Annotated in this window: 12 protein-coding genes; 5 read left to right on the top strand and 7 right to left on the bottom strand. The window is 68.5% G+C overall.

The genetic code is table 11. The features are described 5' to 3' along the window. Positions 1 to 12 precede the first annotated feature (12 nt). Positions 13 to 2601: a DUF6600 domain-containing protein gene (locus tag AB3X98_RS06870; RefSeq protein WP_368605513.1), complete on the bottom strand. Its 2589-nt coding sequence runs from the start codon at positions 2599 to 2601 to the stop codon at positions 13 to 15. Positions 2602 to 2827: 226 nt separating this feature from the next. After that, on the bottom strand, positions 2828 to 3550 hold the full coding sequence (locus AB3X98_RS06865; RefSeq protein ID WP_368605512.1) for an ArsR/SmtB family transcription factor: 723 nt from the start codon (positions 3548 to 3550) through the stop codon (positions 2828 to 2830). Between the two features lie 215 nt (positions 3551 to 3765). On the opposite strand from AB3X98_RS06865, the gene AB3X98_RS06860 reads away from it, so the two are divergent. The 3 genes from AB3X98_RS06860 to AB3X98_RS06850 all read left to right on the top strand — a co-directional run bounded on the left by AB3X98_RS06860 (position 3766) and on the right by AB3X98_RS06850 (position 5670). Further along, positions 3766 to 3912: a hypothetical protein gene (locus AB3X98_RS06860; protein WP_176732839.1), complete on the top strand. Its 147-nt coding sequence runs from the start codon at positions 3766 to 3768 to the stop codon at positions 3910 to 3912. A 102-nt stretch (positions 3913 to 4014) separates the two neighbouring features. Continuing rightward, on the top strand, positions 4015 to 5040 hold the full coding sequence (locus AB3X98_RS06855) for a GlxA family transcriptional regulator (protein WP_368605511.1): 1026 nt from the start codon (positions 4015 to 4017) through the stop codon (positions 5038 to 5040). A gap of 126 nt (positions 5041 to 5166) precedes the next feature. Then, on the top strand, positions 5167 to 5670 hold the full coding sequence (locus AB3X98_RS06850; protein WP_069262939.1) for an acyl-CoA thioesterase: 504 nt from the start codon (positions 5167 to 5169) through the stop codon (positions 5668 to 5670). Between the two features lie 103 nt (positions 5671 to 5773). Here AB3X98_RS06850 and fumC read toward each other — a convergent pair whose 3' ends face one another. The 5 genes from fumC to AB3X98_RS06825 all read right to left on the bottom strand — a co-directional run bounded on the left by fumC (position 5774) and on the right by AB3X98_RS06825 (position 12140). Continuing rightward, the gene (fumC, locus tag AB3X98_RS06845) at positions 5774 to 7183 is read right to left on the bottom strand and encodes a class II fumarate hydratase (RefSeq protein ID WP_368605510.1); all 1410 of its coding nucleotides are present in this window, start codon (positions 7181 to 7183) and stop codon (positions 5774 to 5776) included. A gap of 102 nt (positions 7184 to 7285) precedes the next feature. Beyond that, the gene (locus tag AB3X98_RS06840) at positions 7286 to 8932 is read right to left on the bottom strand and encodes a phospholipase D family protein (protein ID WP_368605540.1); all 1647 of its coding nucleotides are present in this window, start codon (positions 8930 to 8932) and stop codon (positions 7286 to 7288) included. 213 nt (positions 8933 to 9145) lie between these two features. Beyond that, complete coding sequence (locus AB3X98_RS06835; RefSeq protein WP_368605509.1) at positions 9146 to 10108, bottom strand: bile acid:sodium symporter family protein; 963 nt, start codon at positions 10106 to 10108, stop codon at positions 9146 to 9148. A 255-nt stretch (positions 10109 to 10363) separates the two neighbouring features. Continuing rightward, positions 10364 to 11773 (bottom strand): MATE family efflux transporter, encoded by a 1410-nt coding sequence (locus AB3X98_RS06830; RefSeq protein WP_368605508.1) that lies wholly within the window; start codon positions 11771 to 11773, stop codon positions 10364 to 10366. Positions 11774 to 11918: 145 nt separating this feature from the next. Then, complete coding sequence (locus AB3X98_RS06825) at positions 11919 to 12140, bottom strand: RNA-binding S4 domain-containing protein (RefSeq protein ID WP_028206712.1); 222 nt, start codon at positions 12138 to 12140, stop codon at positions 11919 to 11921. 308 nt (positions 12141 to 12448) lie between these two features. Here AB3X98_RS06825 and AB3X98_RS06820 point away from each other — a divergent pair, with 308 nt between their 5' ends. Together AB3X98_RS06820 and AB3X98_RS06815 are read left to right on the top strand one after the other, a co-directional pair. Next, positions 12449 to 12961, top strand: a complete 513-nt coding sequence (locus AB3X98_RS06820) for a hypothetical protein (RefSeq protein ID WP_368605507.1) — start codon at positions 12449 to 12451, stop codon at positions 12959 to 12961. Between the two features lie 193 nt (positions 12962 to 13154). Next, positions 13155 to 15389, top strand: coding sequence for an ATP-dependent helicase (locus AB3X98_RS06815; protein WP_368605539.1), 2235 nt, complete (start codon positions 13155 to 13157; stop codon positions 15387 to 15389). Positions 15390 to 15400: the final 11 nt, after the last annotated feature.

Raw genomic sequence — 15400 nt, 5'->3', positions numbered from 1 at the left:
GCGGCGCGTCGATCAGCCGTGGTGGCGATCGTCGTGATTGCCACCGCTTGCACGCTCTTGCGGATGAGGCGCGGGCTGCGGCTGCGGACGCGGTTGGGGCTGCGGCTGCGGGCGGGCCTCCGCGTGCTGCTGCGGCTGGGGCTGGGGCTGCGGATGGAATTCCGGGCGCGGCTGCGGTTGCGGCTGCGGACGGGCTTCGGCGCGCTGCTGCGGTTGCGGCTGCGGATGGAATTCCTGACGCGGCTGGGGCTGCGGCTGCGGCCGGACCTCGGCGCGCTGCTGCGGTTGCGGCTGGGGTTGCGGCCGGACCTCGGCGCGCTGCTGCGGTTGCGGCTGGGGTTGCGGCCGGACCTCGGCGCGCTGCTGCGGTTGCGGCTGCGGCTGCGCTTGCGCTTGCGGATGAAACTCGGGGCGCGCCGCGGGCTGCTGCGCCGGCCGCGCCTCGGCTTGCTGCGGCATCTGCTGGCCGTGCTGCGCCGCGGCTGGCTCGGGCATCCGTTGCTGCGCTTGCGGCTGCGGCTGGCCACGCGCCGCGTCACGCTGCTCCTGCATCGCGACGGCGGGCGGTCGGCCTGCCTCGTTGCTGCCCGGCTGGCCTCGTGTGGCCATCGGCGCGTGCGGCTGTGTCCAGGCCGGTTGATGCACTTCGCCGCGCGCCGCGTTGGCCGCGTTCATCGCGCCCGGGCCGGGCTGACCGGCTGCAGGCGCGCCGCCTTCGGGCCGGCCCGCAAACTGCGGCGGACGCGGCACGCCATGTTCCTGCGCGGCAGCGGGCGGCATGCCCGCCTGGCCATGTTCGGGGCCACGCGGCATGGCGTTGGCGGCTGCGGCGCCCGGTTGGGGGGCGCCGCCAGGCATGCCCGGACGGCCGGCTTGCGCCTGCGGGGCCGCCGGCCTGCCCGTCGCGCCAAGCACCGGTGAGTGCGGCGGTACGACACGCACGTTCTGTGCGGGCCACGCGCCGTGAGCTGCGGCAGAGAACGGCGAGGACGGCGCATGCGCCGGCGCCGACACGCGCACCACGGGCGCGCCTGCCCCCGGCACCGTGCCGCCGGCGTGGGCGAAGCGCTGCGCGAGGTTGTCGTGGAATGCGGGCGGTGCGACCGGCGCGCGCGTGGCGACGACCTGACGCTGATTGAGCGCCGCGGGCGGGCGGTAGTCGGCTCGGCGCATGTTGGGCCCGAAGCTGCCCTTCACAGGCGCGATGCCAGGCGTGCCCGGGTCGATGCGCGCATTGCGCCATTGCTGCGGATCGACACGCTGCGCGAACCGCGAGACCGGCTGACCATGGACGAACGCCGTGGCCGGTACCGCCGTCACCGCACCCGGCGCGCGATAGTTCACGTAGGTGTTGTGAACGTTGATATTCGTGATGTTGACGTCGCGCCGGTAGTTGTTGACGACGACGGTCTGGTTCACGCGCTCGTAGTAGTGCGGGCTCCAGCCGCCCCAGTGCGGATGCCATGGCTCACCCGGCCCGAGCGCGAACCACGCGACGCCCGCGGCCGCGACGCCGCCTACCGCGAGGTTGACGCCCCAGTCCGTGCCGCCGTCTCCGCCGCCCACGAACGCGACCAGCGCCGGCGCATAGACGGGCGGCGCGCTTTCGACGACCGGCCCGGGCACCCACGCCCACGAATCGTCGACGTAAGCCCAGCGTCCGTAGTGATACGGCGCGAAGCCCCAGGGCGCGTCATCGACCCACGTCCAGCCCCACGGCGCCTGCCACACCCAGTGGCCGTCGTGATACGGCGCCCAGCCGGAGGGCACCGAGTTCGGCGTCCAGACTTCGCCATATTGCGGATCGTTGCGCCACGTGCCGTTGTTGTCGAGGTCCTGGTAGCCCGGGACGTCGCGCGAGACGTAGCGCGCCGAGACCGAGCGGTCCTCGGCGGCGTCGCGCGCGAGCCCCCACTGGTCGAAGGCGTCCGGCGGCGGCGTCTGGTCGCTCGCCACCTGCTGCAGGTCGGTGCCGGCGAAGCGGATCTGCTGGCCGGCCGTCATCGGCGTCTGACCGTTTTCGCCGTACACGGTCACGCTCCCGCTGCGCACGGTGACGGTCGTGCTGCTGCCGTCGGGTGCCACATCCACGCGATAGTCGCCGGGGCTCGTCACGCCGAGTGCGAGGTTCGGCGTGTCGATTTCATACGAGCTGCCGGGCGGCACTTCGCGCACGCGCGTCGAGAGCGTGCCCTGCGCGATCTTGAGCTGCGCGGTTTGATCGTCGAGATTGAGGACGTCGAGGCTCGTTTGCGCGCCGAGGCGCACCGCCGTCGAGCCGATGTGCATTTCCGAGCGCCCATTGGCGTCGTTCCAGAGCTGATCGCCGGTCGTGAGCGGGCGGTTGAGCTGCGCGTACGACCAGTCGCTCGCGCCGGCCGGCTCGGTGGTCACGGCGCCGGCCATGTAGTCCAGACGCGCGACGCGGCTCGGCGGATCGCCGCCCGTGGCAGCGGGGGCGGTCGCGGCATCGGGCGGCGCTGCCTGCGCGAAGACCGCGGGCGCGGCTGCGAGGTTCAGCGCCGCGAGCGCGGCGAGCGCAAACAGCGTGCGGCGCGAAGTGCGCCGAAACTGGGTGATCGTAGGTGTGCGCGTCATCATTGTTCTCCTGTCGATGGGATTTGGCGCTTTGCTGCCGCAGCGTTTAGCGCTATCCCATGCAGGGCACTGTATCCGGCGGGCTTGTTTCCATGCTCACGGATTTGTTAAGGCTTATGCACCAGATGTAACAGAACGTGTGACCGCGCGCGAAACGCGCATTTTTGCGCGCGAAATCGGCGATGTTGTACGGTAATTGTCAGCTAATTCCGCGCGTGCAGCCGGTGTCTCAGGCACCGGCGATTGCGTCGAACTCGCGCTGTCCCTTGGGTGTGATGCGCAACACGCGCGGGCGGCTCGTGCGCTCGATCCAGCCGCCCTGCGTCCACGAATCGAGCAGCGCCGCGCCGAGTGCGCCGCCCAGGTGCGGCCTGCGCTCGCTCCAGTCGAGGCAGGTGCAGGCGAAGCGCCGCCGCCGCGCGCGCAGCGCCGCCACGTCCACGCCCCAGGCCGCGAGACGCGTTGCGCCCTCGGGGGTGGCTTCGAGGGTGTCGCCGTCGCGCACTAGCAGGCCGCCGTCCACGAGACGTTCGAACACCCGCACGGCCACTTCGCCGGCCATGTGGTCATAGCAGGTGCGCGCATGGCGCATCTCGAGGGGCACCGTACGCGCGGGGCGCGGCGCCGGGCGTTGCGAGGCGACGGTGTTGGACACCTGCGCGACGTTCATGAGCGCCTCGATCGCCGCAGCGATCTCGGGGTTGGCGATGCGGTAGTAGCGGTGGCGGCCGCGCACGTCGAGCGCGAGGAGCCCGCCGTCGGTCAGGCGCGCGAGGTGGCCGCTCGCCGCCGAAGGCGACAGCCCCGCGATCATCGTGAGTTCGCCCGCGGGCCGCGCGCTGCCGTCCATCAACGCCCACAGCATGGCGGCGCGGCCCGGATCGGCGAGGAGTGCGGCAACGCGTGCGAGGCCCGGGAAGTGGCTCGACTCGTCGGTGGCGGGAAGGTTCATGGCGGCTCCTTCATGGTTGCGATGGCGGCTGACGCCGCCCACACCGTGACTTTAGCGAATTGTCGCATTCGACGTTTCAGTCTATGGTGAAGTGTCGATTGCAACCACTCGAGATCCCCGCGGTGAGGTCGAGGCATTGCCTGCGGCGGTACATACTGCGGTGCGCCAGAGCCCCGCGCTAAAATCGTTCATTCACGCAATCGGCCCGGCCTTTCATGAAACGCTTCCTCGCTCTTTTTGCCGTCGCCGCGCTCGCCGCCTTGTGCACCGCCTGCGCAGGCGGTTCCGCGCCGTCGTCGAGCGGTGCCAGCGGCATCACGATGTACGGCACGATCGACGAGGGCATCACGTTCCACAAGTGAGCGGCCTGGCATCATCTGGCAGTTTTTGATGTTGCTTTGGCCTGACTGCCAAAGGCGCGCGTGCGATGATGCAGACAGATCGTCAGCATCGAGTCCGCCGCCATGCCGTCTCAACCGCCGTCCCAAACGCACGCACGCCATGTCGTGTTCGCCGTCGCGCCGGAGCTCGTGCTCCTCGACGCCTGCGGTCCCGTCGAGGCGTTCTGGCGCGCCGAGCTGACGATGCGTGTCGCGAGCGGTATCCGCGGCGGCGATCCCTGCGCCTACCGCACGACGCTCGCCTCGGTCGCCGGCGGCGTGCTGCCCACCTTCGCGGGCATGCCCATCGTCACCGAGCGGCTCGACACGCTCGACCCTGCCACGATCGACACGCTGATCGTCCCCGGCGTCCCCATCGACGACACCACCGCGCTGCAACCCGAACTCGTCGCCTGGATCGCAGCGGCCGCGCCGCACGCGCGCCGCGTCGCGTCGGTCTGCACGGGGGCGTTCTATCTCGCGGCAGCGGGGCTGCTCGACGGCCGCCGCGCGGCCACGCACTGGCGCAACGCGGCGCAGCTCGCGCGCCGTTTTCCCCGTATCGAAGTCGATCCCGAGCCGATCTTTATCCGCGACGAGCGCGACGGCCGCGTGGTGTGGACGTCGGCGGGCGTGACGGCGGGCATCGATCTCGCGCTCGCGCTGATCGAGGAGGACTGCGGCCATGCGGTCGCGATGCAGGCCGCGCGCCGCCTCGTCGTGTTCATGAAGCGGCCCGGCGGCCAGTCGCAGTTCAGCGAGGCACTCGCGGCTCAGGTCAGCGCGGGCGCGGAGTTCGACGCGCTGCACGGCTGGATGGCCGCCAACCTGCACGGCGAGCTGAGCGTCGAGCGTCTGGCCGAAGAAGCGCGCATGAGCCCGCGCACGTTCGCGCGCCGATATGTCGACGCAGTGGGGCGCACGCCTGCGCGCACGGTCGCGGCGATGCGCGTGGAGGCCGCCGCCCACGCGCTCGTGCAGTCGCGCCGCCCGCTCAAGCGCATTGCGGCCGACTGCGGTTTCGGCACCGAGCAGAATCTGCGGCGCGCGTTCGAAAGGTCCTACGGCGTGCTGCCCCTCGACTATCGGGCGCGATTCGCGGCGAGCTAGAAACACCGCCGATGGCGTTTGGCAGGCGGCTGCGACTCTCTGTCTTATTGCGCTCGTATAATCAACGCCTCCTTACCCCACCATACGAGCCGCCGTACGCGGCTTTTCGCCATGAGCCAAGCCGAGATGAAGACGCCTACCCAGCCGCTGGACCGTTCGGAAACGACGTTCCGGTTCCTCGCCGAGCCGACTTCGGTGAACTTCGGCGGCAAAGTGCACGGCGGTGCGCTGATGAAGTGGATCGACGAGACGGCTTATGCGTGCGCCGCGGTCTGGTCCGGCCGCTATTGCGTCACGGTGAGCGTGGGCAATATCCGCTTTCGACGGCCGATTCTCGTCGGCAACATGGTCGAGCTGCGCGCGCGCGTGGTCGCCACGGGCCGCACGTCGATGCATATTCACATCACCGTGCATGCCGGCGATCCGAAGAGCGGCCAGCTACGGCTCACCACGGACTGCCTGATCGTGTTCGTGGCCGTCGACGAAAACGGCAATCCGATTCCCGTGCCCACGTACGTGCCGGAAACGGACGAGCAGAAGCGCCTCGCGAAGTACGCGCTCGACGTGAAGGAAGCGCTCGACGCGATCGTCGAACTCAAGCCCGAGGAAGTGGCGAAAGGGCAGGTTTAAGCAGGGTCGACACGCAGGCACGCTGTTGCGCCAGCATGAAAAAACGGGCGGCGAGGGTTTGAACCACGCCGCCCGTTTTGCATTTCAGCCCTGCAAATAGACCTTATTCCTTCGCGTTGCCGACCATCTCGCCGGGCTTCACCCATTCGTCGAACTGCTGCTCGGTCACGTGTCCCAGCGCGAGCGCGGCGGCCTTGAGCGTGGTGCCTTCCTTGTGCGCCTTCTTGGCGATCTGCGCGGCCTTGTCGTAGCCGATGTGCGGATTGAGCGCCGTCACGAGCATGAGCGATTCGTTGAGCAGCGTGTCGATGCGCGAGCGGTTCGGCTCGATCCCCACCGCGCAGTGATCGTTGAAGCTGAGCGCACCGTCGGCGAGCATGCGGATGGACTGCAGCACGTTGTGCGCGATCATCGGGCGGAACACGTTCAGCTCGAAGTTGCCGCTCGCGCCTCCCATGTTCACGGCAACGTCGTTGCCGAACACCTGGCAGCAGAGCATTGTCACGGCTTCCGACTGCGTAGGGTTCACCTTGCCCGGCATGATCGAACTGCCCGGCTCGTTCTCGGGAATCGACAGCTCGCCCAGGCCGCAGCGCGGACCGCTCGCGAGCCAGCGAATGTCGTTGGCGATCTTCATGAGGCTCGCCGCCACGGTCTTGAGCGCGCCGTGGGCGAACACGAGCGCGTCTGCGGCGGCCATCACCTCGAACTTGTTGGGCGCGGTGACGAAGGGCACGCCCGTCAGCTTCGCAATGCTTTCCGCCACCTTGTGCGCGAACTGCGGATGCGCGTTCAGGCCCGTGCCTACGGCCGTGCCGCCCTGCGCGAGTTCATACAGATGGGGCAACGAAGATTCCACGTGCTTGATGCCGTGATCGAGCTGCGCAACATAGCCCGAGAACTCCTGGCCGAGCGTGAGCGGCGTGGCGTCCTGCAGGTGCGTGCGGCCGATCTTCACGATGTCGGCAAAGGCCTTCGCCTTCGCATCGAGCGTATTGCGCAGCGTCTTGAGCGCCGGCAGCAGATGCTTGACGATGCCGTAGGCGGCGGCTACGTGCATCGCGGTCGGGAACACGTCGTTGGACGACTGGCCGCGGTTGACGTCGTCGTTCGGATGCACCTTGCGCGCCTCGCCGCGCTCGCCGCCCAGAATCTCGCTCGCGCGGTTCGCGATCACCTCGTTGAGATTCATGTTGGTTTGCGTGCCGGAGCCCGTTTGCCAGACCGCAAGCGGGAATTCGCCCGGATGCTTTCCCGCGATGATCTCGTCGGCGGCCTGCATGATCGCGTGCGCCCTGGTCTCGTCGAGCACGCCTAGCGAGAGATTCACTTCGGCTGCAGCGCGCTTGATCGTCGCTAGCGCGGTGATGAGTTCCGGCGACTGCTTTTCGGTGGAGATGCGGAAGTTCTGCAGCGATCGCTGCGTCTGCGCGCCCCAAAGCTGCTGGGCGGGCACGGCGATTTCGCCGAACGTGTCGCGCTCCATGCGGACGCTTTCGTTGCTTGCGGTCATTTGATCCTCCGGTGATTGAGGCGGCGCCTTCGGCTCCCGCGGCTTGCGAGTCAAGCGTTCTACGTTTTGCTCGCCCGATAGCGACGTGCGCTCAAAGCCGCTTCAAAGCTGGCTATCGACCGGCAACAGCAAGAATAGCCCGGTTAGGACATTTCTGTAGAAACCCGCACCAGGGTCGAGGTTGTAGGTGCGGATCATGCCGTTCTCCTCGTCGGTCCAGACGAGCGCCGAGTTGACCGTCGTGCCTTTGAGCAGCGCCAGTTGTTCGGGCGTCGCGAGCGTCACGCGGTAGCTCACCTGCGGCGAGGTCGCACGCTTGAACAGGTCGGCGACTTCATGCGCGATCGGCGGACTCTCGATGGTGAGCGCAAGCTCGGTGTTCAGGCGTGCCGAGCGCGGATCGAGATTGAGCGAGCCGATCACGAGCGTGCTGTCGTCAATCACGTAAGCCTTGGCGTGCAGGCTCGCTCGCGAGCGCGAACCGACCACGCCGAAGCGCTGCTCGTCGTCGTGCTCCTCCTGCTGCGGCTTGAACTCGTAGAGCTCGACGCCGGCCTCGAGCAGCGGCACGCGGTAGGGGCTGTAGCCGGCCTGCACCGCCACGGCGTCGGTGGCGGCGAGCGAATTGGTGAGGATCGCCACGCGCACACCATGCGAGGTGAGCGCGCGGATGGTCTGCACGCCCGTGTCGTGCGGCACGAAGTACGGCGAGAACACCAGCACGCTGTTGTGCGCCTGATGGATACGATCGAGCAGCGCGCGCATGGCGTCGCCCAGCTCGCCTTTGTCGGCGCCCGCGATCTTGCCGGGCGAGTCGGCCACGAACGCCCATTTCGCCCAGACAAGCCCGAGCGTGTTGCCCGCGATCTGCTGCGCGAGCGGCGTGGCGTTGAGCGGCTTGGCGTTGTAGGGTTCGGCGCTCTCGTGCCAGTGGCGGCGCAGGTCGTCGCGCGCGGCGTCGAGATCGTGTGCGTCGAACTTCTGATGATTGAGCACGCGCAGGGGGTAGGAGATCGAGCTGTTCCAGTACTCGTCGAAGCTTGCCGAGACGCTTTGCGCGACCGGGCCCGCCGTGAGCACGTCGAGGTCGCGGAAGTCGATCGTCGGGCTCGCGTTGAAGTACTCGTCGCCGAGATTGCGGCCGCCGACGATCGCCATTTCGTTGTCGACGATCGTCGCCTTGTTGTGCATGCGGCGCGTGAACTGGTCGACGTTCGTGAAGAAGTTGCGCGTGCGCAGGTACATCGATTCGCTCGTGCTGCCGTACGGATTGAACACGCGGATCTGGATGTTCGGATGGCTGTTGAGCGCGGCCATCAGGCGGTCGATGTCGTGAAAATTCAGGTCGTCGACCAGCATGCGCACGCGTACGCCGCGATCGGCCGCATAGAGCGCCGAGCCGAGCAGCAGCTTGCCGGTGGTGTCCTCGTTGGCGATGTAGTACTGCATGTCGAGCGTTTTCGTCGCCGCGCGCGCAAGCGCGACGCGCATCTGCAGCGAGTCGGTGCCGGTGGCGAGCAGGCGGAATCCCGATTCGTTCGGGTGAGCGGCAAGGGGGGCGGCGAGCGCGGCGCTGAGCGGCGTGGCGCTGGCTTGCTGCGCCGGCAGCGCCGCGCTCGTCTCGCGCGGGTAGTCGGTGGCGGGCGGGCGCGTCGCGCAACCGGCGACCAGCGCGAGGCAAACGAGCGCGAAGCAGGCTCGCCGTGGGGCTCCAGGCAGGGCTTGCGGCGGGACGCGCCGCAAGGTCATGCGTTGCGAAACGGTTTCGGATCGGGCGGGATGCGCGGGCAAACGGATTCTCCATGGCGGCGCGCCGCATGATGGTTCGTTTTCATTGCACGGCTTCGCGAAGATTCTACGGGAAGCGGCCTGCCTGTCTTGCGGCGGCGGACACGCTGCGTATGCAATTTCCGGGCCGCAAGCAACTGACGATTGCGCGCGGCCGGAAAGGTCTGCGGTCGATCAAACGCGCGCGGTCGACGCGTTCTCAGCGCCTTGCGCATCGCGCGTGCTGCCGCGCGCCGGCTTCCCGGCCCAGTAGCCGGCGAGCACCGAGCCCGAGAGGTTGTGCCATACCGAGAAAAGCGCGCCGGGCAGGGCGGCGAGCGGCGAGAAGTAGAGCTTGCCGAGCGTCGCGGCGAGACCCGAGTTCTGCATGCCCACTTCGATGGCCAGCGTGCGGCACACCGATTCGTCGAAGCCGAGCAGGCGGCCGCCCCAGTAGCCGCCGAGCAGGCCGATGCCGTTGTGCAGCACCACGCCGAGCGCGACGAGCGGACCGACCGTGGCGATGCTCGCATGCGTGCCGCTTACCACGGCGGCGATGATCGCGAGGATCGACACCATGGAGACGAGCGGCAGCACCGGCTCGACGCGGCGCACGAGCGCGCCCGCGAGGCGGTTCACGATGAGGCCGATGGCGATCGGCAGGCCGACGATCTGCAGGATGCTCATGAGCATGCCGTGCACGTCGACGACGATCGAGGCATCGACGTAAAGACGGGTCAGCAGCGGCGTCGCGAATACGCCGACCAGGGTGGAGAGCGCGCTGATCGTCACCGAAAGAACGACGTCGCCGCGCGCGAGATAGATCATCACGTTCGACGCCGTGCCGCTCGCCACGCTGCCCACGAGCACCATGCCCGCCGTGAGGTCGGGCGGCATGTGCAGCACTTTGGCGATCGCCCAGGCGGCGAGCGGCATGACGAGGTAGTGCAGGAAGATGCCCGCGGCGACCGGCGCGGGCCGCGTGAAGACGCGCTGGAAGTCGGCGAACGAGAGCGTGACGCCCATCGCCAGCATGATGATCATCAGGAGCGTCGTGACGTGCGGCGCGATCGGCGCGACGAGGCCCGGGTCGAAGTAGGCCAGCAGGGAAACGAGGACGGCCCAGAGCGGGAAGAGTCGGGTAATCGGGGCGAGCATGAAGGGGCGGTCCGTGAATGGGTTCGTTGTGCGTTGGCGCACGGCAAGCGGTGCCGGGGTGGCCGGCGGCGGCGCTCGCGGGGCGCGGCTGTCTCCTGTGTCGACTGGCGTTGGCGCTTTAGCGCCCGGTCCAGTCCCATGCAGCGTACTGTTCTTGCCCTCGTGGGACGGACGCCGCTTGCGGCGCCTGGCGCGTATTTTAACCGGTCGAGCCGGTGCGGCCCGGTCGGTTAAGTGAACGCTTCAACCCGCGCTTCAACCCGCGCGGCCCGCCGCGGCGGCGTGAGCCTGCGAGCGCAGGCTCATCCGGTGAAAGCGCCATGTCATGAGCACGGCGACGGTGGCAAGCCCGGCTGCGAGCCCCCACCAGAGCCCGAGCGCGCCGAGGCCGAAGTAAAACGCCAGCGCGTAGCCCAGCGGAAAGCCGATCCCCCAGTAACCAAGCGTGGCCGCGAGCATCGGCACGCGCGTGTCCTTCAGGCCGCGCAGGCAGCCCGAACCCACGGTCTGCGCGCCGTCGACGATCTGGAAGATGGCCGCGACGCCGAGAAGCGTGGCGGCGAGCGAGACCGTCTGCGCGTTGGCCGGGTCGTCGAGATGCAGGTAGAGCCCGACGATCCAGTGCGGCGCCAGCACCATCACGAGCGCCGAGAGCGACATGAAGCCGACGCCGAGCCCGAGCGCGACGAAGCCCGCATGGCGTGCCGCGCTCGGCACACCCGCGCCGGACCAGTAACCCACGCGCACGTTGGCCGCCTGGCCGATCGCGAGCGGCACCATGAACGTGACAGAGGCCACGTTCAGGGCGATCTGGTGCGCCGCCAGCGGCGTCTCCCCGAGCAGGCCGGCGAGCAGGCCGGTGGCGAGAAAGAGCGTCGCTTCGACCGCATAGGTGATCGCAACCGGCCAGCCGATCGTGAAGAGTTCGCCCATCAGCGGCGCCGTCGGTCGGCGCGCGACGACGAAACGCTGGTGCGAAGGCCGCAGGTGCAGCAGCGCCATCAGCACGAACGCGGTGAGCCACACGGTGATGGTCGTCGCTACCGCCGAGCCGAGAAAGCCGAGGCGCGGCAGGCCCCAGGCACCGTGGATCAGGCCGAAGTTGAGAAAGCCGTTGATGAACACGCACGCCACCGACACCCACAGGAGGCGCCGCGCCGCGCCGATGGCGGGCAGGAACGAGCGCATGAGCCCCACGCCGATAAGGCTGGCGGGCGCGCCCCAGCGCAGCACGGCCGTGTATTCGCCGATGTGATGCGCGAGCAGCGTCGGCTCTCCGAGGGCGCGCAGGATCGGCTCGGCGAACGAGAGCAACGCGAACGCCGGCACGGAAAGCAGCAGGGACAGCGCGAAACCGGTCCAGTAGATGTGCGGTACGTGGCTTTCGTTGTCGGCGCCGCGCGCCTGCGCGACGCTCACGCTCACCGAGGTCAGCACGCCCTGCAGCACGGTGACCACCACGAAGAACAGGTTGGCGCCGAGGCCGCCCGCGGCGAGCGCGTCGGCGCCGAGCGAGCCGAGCAGCACCGTGTCGGTCACGCTCATCGCCATCTGCGAGAGTTGGGCGATCGCGAGCGGCCCGGCGAGGCGGGCGGTGTCGGCGGCATGGCGGCGCAGCGTGGGCGGCGCGGCAACGGCGCGGCGGGAAAGCGTAGTTCTAGTCATGAAAAACAAGCGGCGCGAGATAAGCGCGCCGCGCGGCAGGGTTCGTCTGTCAAAACTGAAAGCTTATTGCGAGACAGCGACCTTGTCGATCCAGATGCTCAAATGTGGTGCATAGCTGGCGCCTGCGGGCAAGTTCCGGCGGCGTTCACTCGCTCGCCTTGATGGCAATGCGGGTGTCGCCGAGCAGCACGGCCTGGCCCGCGCGGATCTTACACGTCTTGCGCAGCTCGACTTCGCCGTCCACCTTCACCGCGCCCGAGGCGACGATCTGCTTGGCCGAGCCGCCGCTGTCGGCGAGTCCGGTGATCTTCAGGAGGTTGTGCAGTTCGACGTAGTCGCCGGTCAGCGTGAAATCGAGGTTGGGCATGGCGGATTCAAATTCGAAAGGCGTGCGGCTAGCGCGCGACGGGTGAGCATCATAAGCGATGGCGGGCTCGCGGCAGCGCCTGCCAGCGCATCGTTACATGCAGGGGCCAGATGTTATGAATTCGTCAGTAAATGAAACGTTGAGTAACGTCGCGGGACCCCGCGGCGATCTTCATACCAAAATGGTTTCACCCGGATCGACAGCGCCGCTCGAGTTTTTCTGGTGCGGTTCCGTCGAGCCGGGGCGCGATTGTGGCGGGCTTGCCCACCGCATAAGCGCCTTCGGAACCACTGCAAAGAGGATACGCCATGACCCAGATCGCCAAGCTGCTCACTGCTACCGCCGCTTTTGCCACCGTGACCACTGCCGCCGTATTTGCGCAGGGCGCGTATGCCCAAAACGCGACCCAGGGCGCGACACAGGCCGGCGAAGCCCCAACGATGGCGCCTTCCGGCGCGCCGGCCATGGCGCCGGGCGCTGCCCCTGGCCAGATGACCGGGCAGGCGCCGAGCCAGGCGCCGGCGGCCGCAGGGATCGCGCAGCCCGCGCCCGCGCCGCAGGCCCTGACCGCACCGCAGTCCGCCGACCCGCTGGTGCAAAAGCGCAACGCGAACGCGGCGGCGAACGCCGAATACCGCATCGCGAAGAAGTCGGCGAACGCCGAGTACGGCGACGCGAAGAAGCAGGCGAAGTCGCAGTACAAGGCGCAGGTGAAGGACGCGAAGATCAACCACAAGGCCGATCGTCAGGCCAACGACTCGGAAATGAAGGACCAGATGAACGGCATGTCGGCCCAGCAGCAGGGCGGCCAGTCGCAGTAACGATCGGCTGATGCCGAAGGCGCCCGCGCCTTTGGGGGCGCCGGCCTTGTGCCTGGCCTTGTGAGCGGCGGCGTCCGGCAACGGGCGCCGCCGTTTTGTCTGGCGGCTCCCGGGTGTCGGCGGCGGCGAAACGCGCCGTGGCGTTGTCGTTAAATCCCGCCAGATCGCCGTGGAATCAGGCGCTTGCGGACGCATGGTGTATGGATATACAGTATGCGTCGCTCCTTCCCGATTCGCCACGTTCATCGTCCCAGCGCCCGCCGTGTCCACCGTTTCCGTTGCCGATTCCTCCGTCTCCGATGCCAGCCAGGCGCGCGCCGAAGCAGCCAATGCCGTTGGCGCGTGGCTCGCGAAACTCAACGATGCGCAGCGCGAGGCCGTCGAACACGGCGGCGAAGCGGGCTACGCGCCCGGTTCCGCGCTGCCGGGCCCGCTGCTCGTGATCGCGGGCGCCGGGTCGGGCAAGACGAATACGCTCGCGCACCGCGTCGCGCATCTGATCGCGGGTGGCGCCGACCCGCACCGCATCCTGCTGCTCACGTTCTCGCGGCGCGCCGCGCTGGAAATGACGCGGCGCGTGGCGCGTATCGCTGCCAGCGCCCCAGGCGCGGCCGCCGTGCTCGCGCAAGGGCTCAGTTGGGCGGGCACCTTTCACGGCGTGGGCGCGCGGTTGTTGCGCGAGTACGCGGATCACATCGGCCTGTCGCCGGCGTTCACGATCAACGACCGCGAGGATTCCGCGGATCTTATGAATCTGGTGCGCCACGAGCTGGGTTTCTCGGCCAAAGAAAAGCGCTTCCCCTCGAAATCGACTTGCCTCGCGATCTATTCGCGCGCGGTCAATACGGGCGATTCGCTCGCCAATGTGCTCAACCGTTCGTTCTCGTGGTGCCTCGAGTGGGAGCCGCAGCTACGTGCGCTGTTCGCCTCGTACGTGGACGCCAAGCAGAAGCAGAACGTGCTCGACTACGACGACCTGCTGCTCTACTGGGCCCACATGGCCGCGGAGCCGGCCATCGCCGCCGATCTCGCGGGCCGCTTCGATCACATCCTCGTCGACGAATACCAGGACACCAACCGCCTGCAGGCCTCGATCCTGCTCGCGCTCAAGCCCGATGGCCGCGGCCTCACCGTGGTCGGCGACGACGCCCAGGCGATCTATTCGTTTCGCGGCGCGACCGTGCGCAACATTCTCGACTTCCCGGCGCAGTTCGACCCGCCCGCGCGTCAGGTGACGCTCGAACGCAATTACCGTTCGACGGCGCCGATCCTCGCCGCCTCGAACGCCGTGATCGACGCCGCCGCCGAGCGCTTCACCAAGAACCTGTGGACCGAACGCCCCTCGCAGCAGCGCCCGCGCCTCGTCACCGTGGCCGACGAGGCCACCCAGGCGCGCTATGTCGTCGAGCAGATTCTCGAGGCGCGTGAAGCGGGCATGAAACTCAAACAGCAGGCCGTGCTGTTTCGCGCGGCGCACCACAGCGCGACGCTCGAAATCGAACTGGCGCGACGCAATATCCCGTTCGTGAAGTTCGGCGGACTGCGTTTTCTCGACGCCGCGCACGTGAAAGACGTGCTGGCGGTGCTGCGCTGGGCCGAGAATCCGCTCGACCGTGTGGCGGGGTTTCGCGTGACGCAGTTGCTGCCGGGCGTCGGGCCCGCCAACGCCGCGCGCCTGCTCGACCAGGTGTCAGCGTGCACGGGCGCGTATCGCGCCGCCGAGGCGCTCGCGGCTTTCGCGCCGCCGCCGCGCGCGGCCGAGGACTGGCCGGCGTTTGCGTCGCTCATCGACGGCCTCTCGATGCGCTCGACGCCGTGGCCGGCCGAATTCGAGCGCGTGCGGCGCTGGTACGAGCCGCATCTCGAGCGCAATCACGAAGACGCCCAGGTGCGTCTCGCCGACTTGCTGCAGATGGAGAGCATTGCGAGCACCTACGCCTCGCGCGAGCGCTTTCTCACCGAACTCACGCTCGATCCGCCCGACGCGACGAGCGCCGAATCGGCCGATCCGCTGCTCGACGAAGACTACCTGATCCTTTCGACGATCCATTCGGCGAAAGGTCAGGAGTGGCGCAACGTGTTCGTGCTCAACGGCGTGGACGGCTGCATTCCGTCCGATCTCGGCGCGGGCAGCGACGAGGAACTGGAGGAGGAGCGGCGGCTGCTCTATGTGGCGATGACGCGCGCGAAGGAGGATCTGCACATCGTCGTGCCGCAGCGCTTTTATGTGCACAACCAGGTGGCGTCGGGCGACCGGCACGTGTGGGCCTCGCGCACGCGCTTCATCGCGACGCCCATGCTGCCGCTGTTCGAATCCCGCGCGTGGCCGCCCGCGCCCGTGGCGAGCGCGCCGAGCGCGGCCGGACTCGCCGCCGCCGCGCAGGCGAAGGTCGAGATCGCCGCGAAGCTCAGGAAGATGTGGGATTGAGGGGGAAAGCG

Source organism: Paraburkholderia sp. BR14312, assembly GCF_040948675.1.
Classification (GTDB): domain Bacteria; phylum Pseudomonadota; class Gammaproteobacteria; order Burkholderiales; family Burkholderiaceae; genus Paraburkholderia; species Paraburkholderia nodosa_A.
Note: the sequence above shows the minus strand (reverse complement) of the source record. Positions and strands in the feature narration are given on the sequence as shown.

What these genes read in the sequence shown, in the direction of transcription:
- AB3X98_RS06870 (WP_368605513.1), bottom strand. Translation starts at nt 2,601, where the DNA reads ATGATGACGCGCACACCTACGATCACCCAGTTTCGGCGCACTTCGCGC.
- AB3X98_RS06865 (WP_368605512.1), bottom strand. Translation starts at nt 3,550, where the DNA reads ATGAACCTTCCCGCCACCGACGAGTCGAGCCACTTCCCGGGCCTCGCA.
- AB3X98_RS06860 (WP_176732839.1), top strand. Translation starts at nt 3,766, where the DNA reads ATGAAACGCTTCCTCGCTCTTTTTGCCGTCGCCGCGCTCGCCGCCTTG.
- AB3X98_RS06855 (WP_368605511.1), top strand. Translation starts at nt 4,015, where the DNA reads ATGCCGTCTCAACCGCCGTCCCAAACGCACGCACGCCATGTCGTGTTC.
- AB3X98_RS06850 (WP_069262939.1), top strand. Translation starts at nt 5,167, where the DNA reads ATGAAGACGCCTACCCAGCCGCTGGACCGTTCGGAAACGACGTTCCGG.
- fumC (WP_368605510.1), bottom strand. Translation starts at nt 7,183, where the DNA reads ATGACCGCAAGCAACGAAAGCGTCCGCATGGAGCGCGACACGTTCGGC.
- AB3X98_RS06840 (WP_368605540.1), bottom strand. Translation starts at nt 8,932, where the DNA reads ATGACCTTGCGGCGCGTCCCGCCGCAAGCCCTGCCTGGAGCCCCACGG.
- AB3X98_RS06835 (WP_368605509.1), bottom strand. Translation starts at nt 10,108, where the DNA reads ATGCTCGCCCCGATTACCCGACTCTTCCCGCTCTGGGCCGTCCTCGTT.
- AB3X98_RS06830 (WP_368605508.1), bottom strand. Translation starts at nt 11,773, where the DNA reads ATGACTAGAACTACGCTTTCCCGCCGCGCCGTTGCCGCGCCGCCCACG.
- AB3X98_RS06825 (WP_028206712.1), bottom strand. Translation starts at nt 12,140, where the DNA reads ATGCCCAACCTCGATTTCACGCTGACCGGCGACTACGTCGAACTGCAC.
- AB3X98_RS06820 (WP_368605507.1), top strand. Translation starts at nt 12,449, where the DNA reads ATGACCCAGATCGCCAAGCTGCTCACTGCTACCGCCGCTTTTGCCACC.
- AB3X98_RS06815 (WP_368605539.1), top strand. Translation starts at nt 13,155, where the DNA reads ATGGTGTATGGATATACAGTATGCGTCGCTCCTTCCCGATTCGCCACG.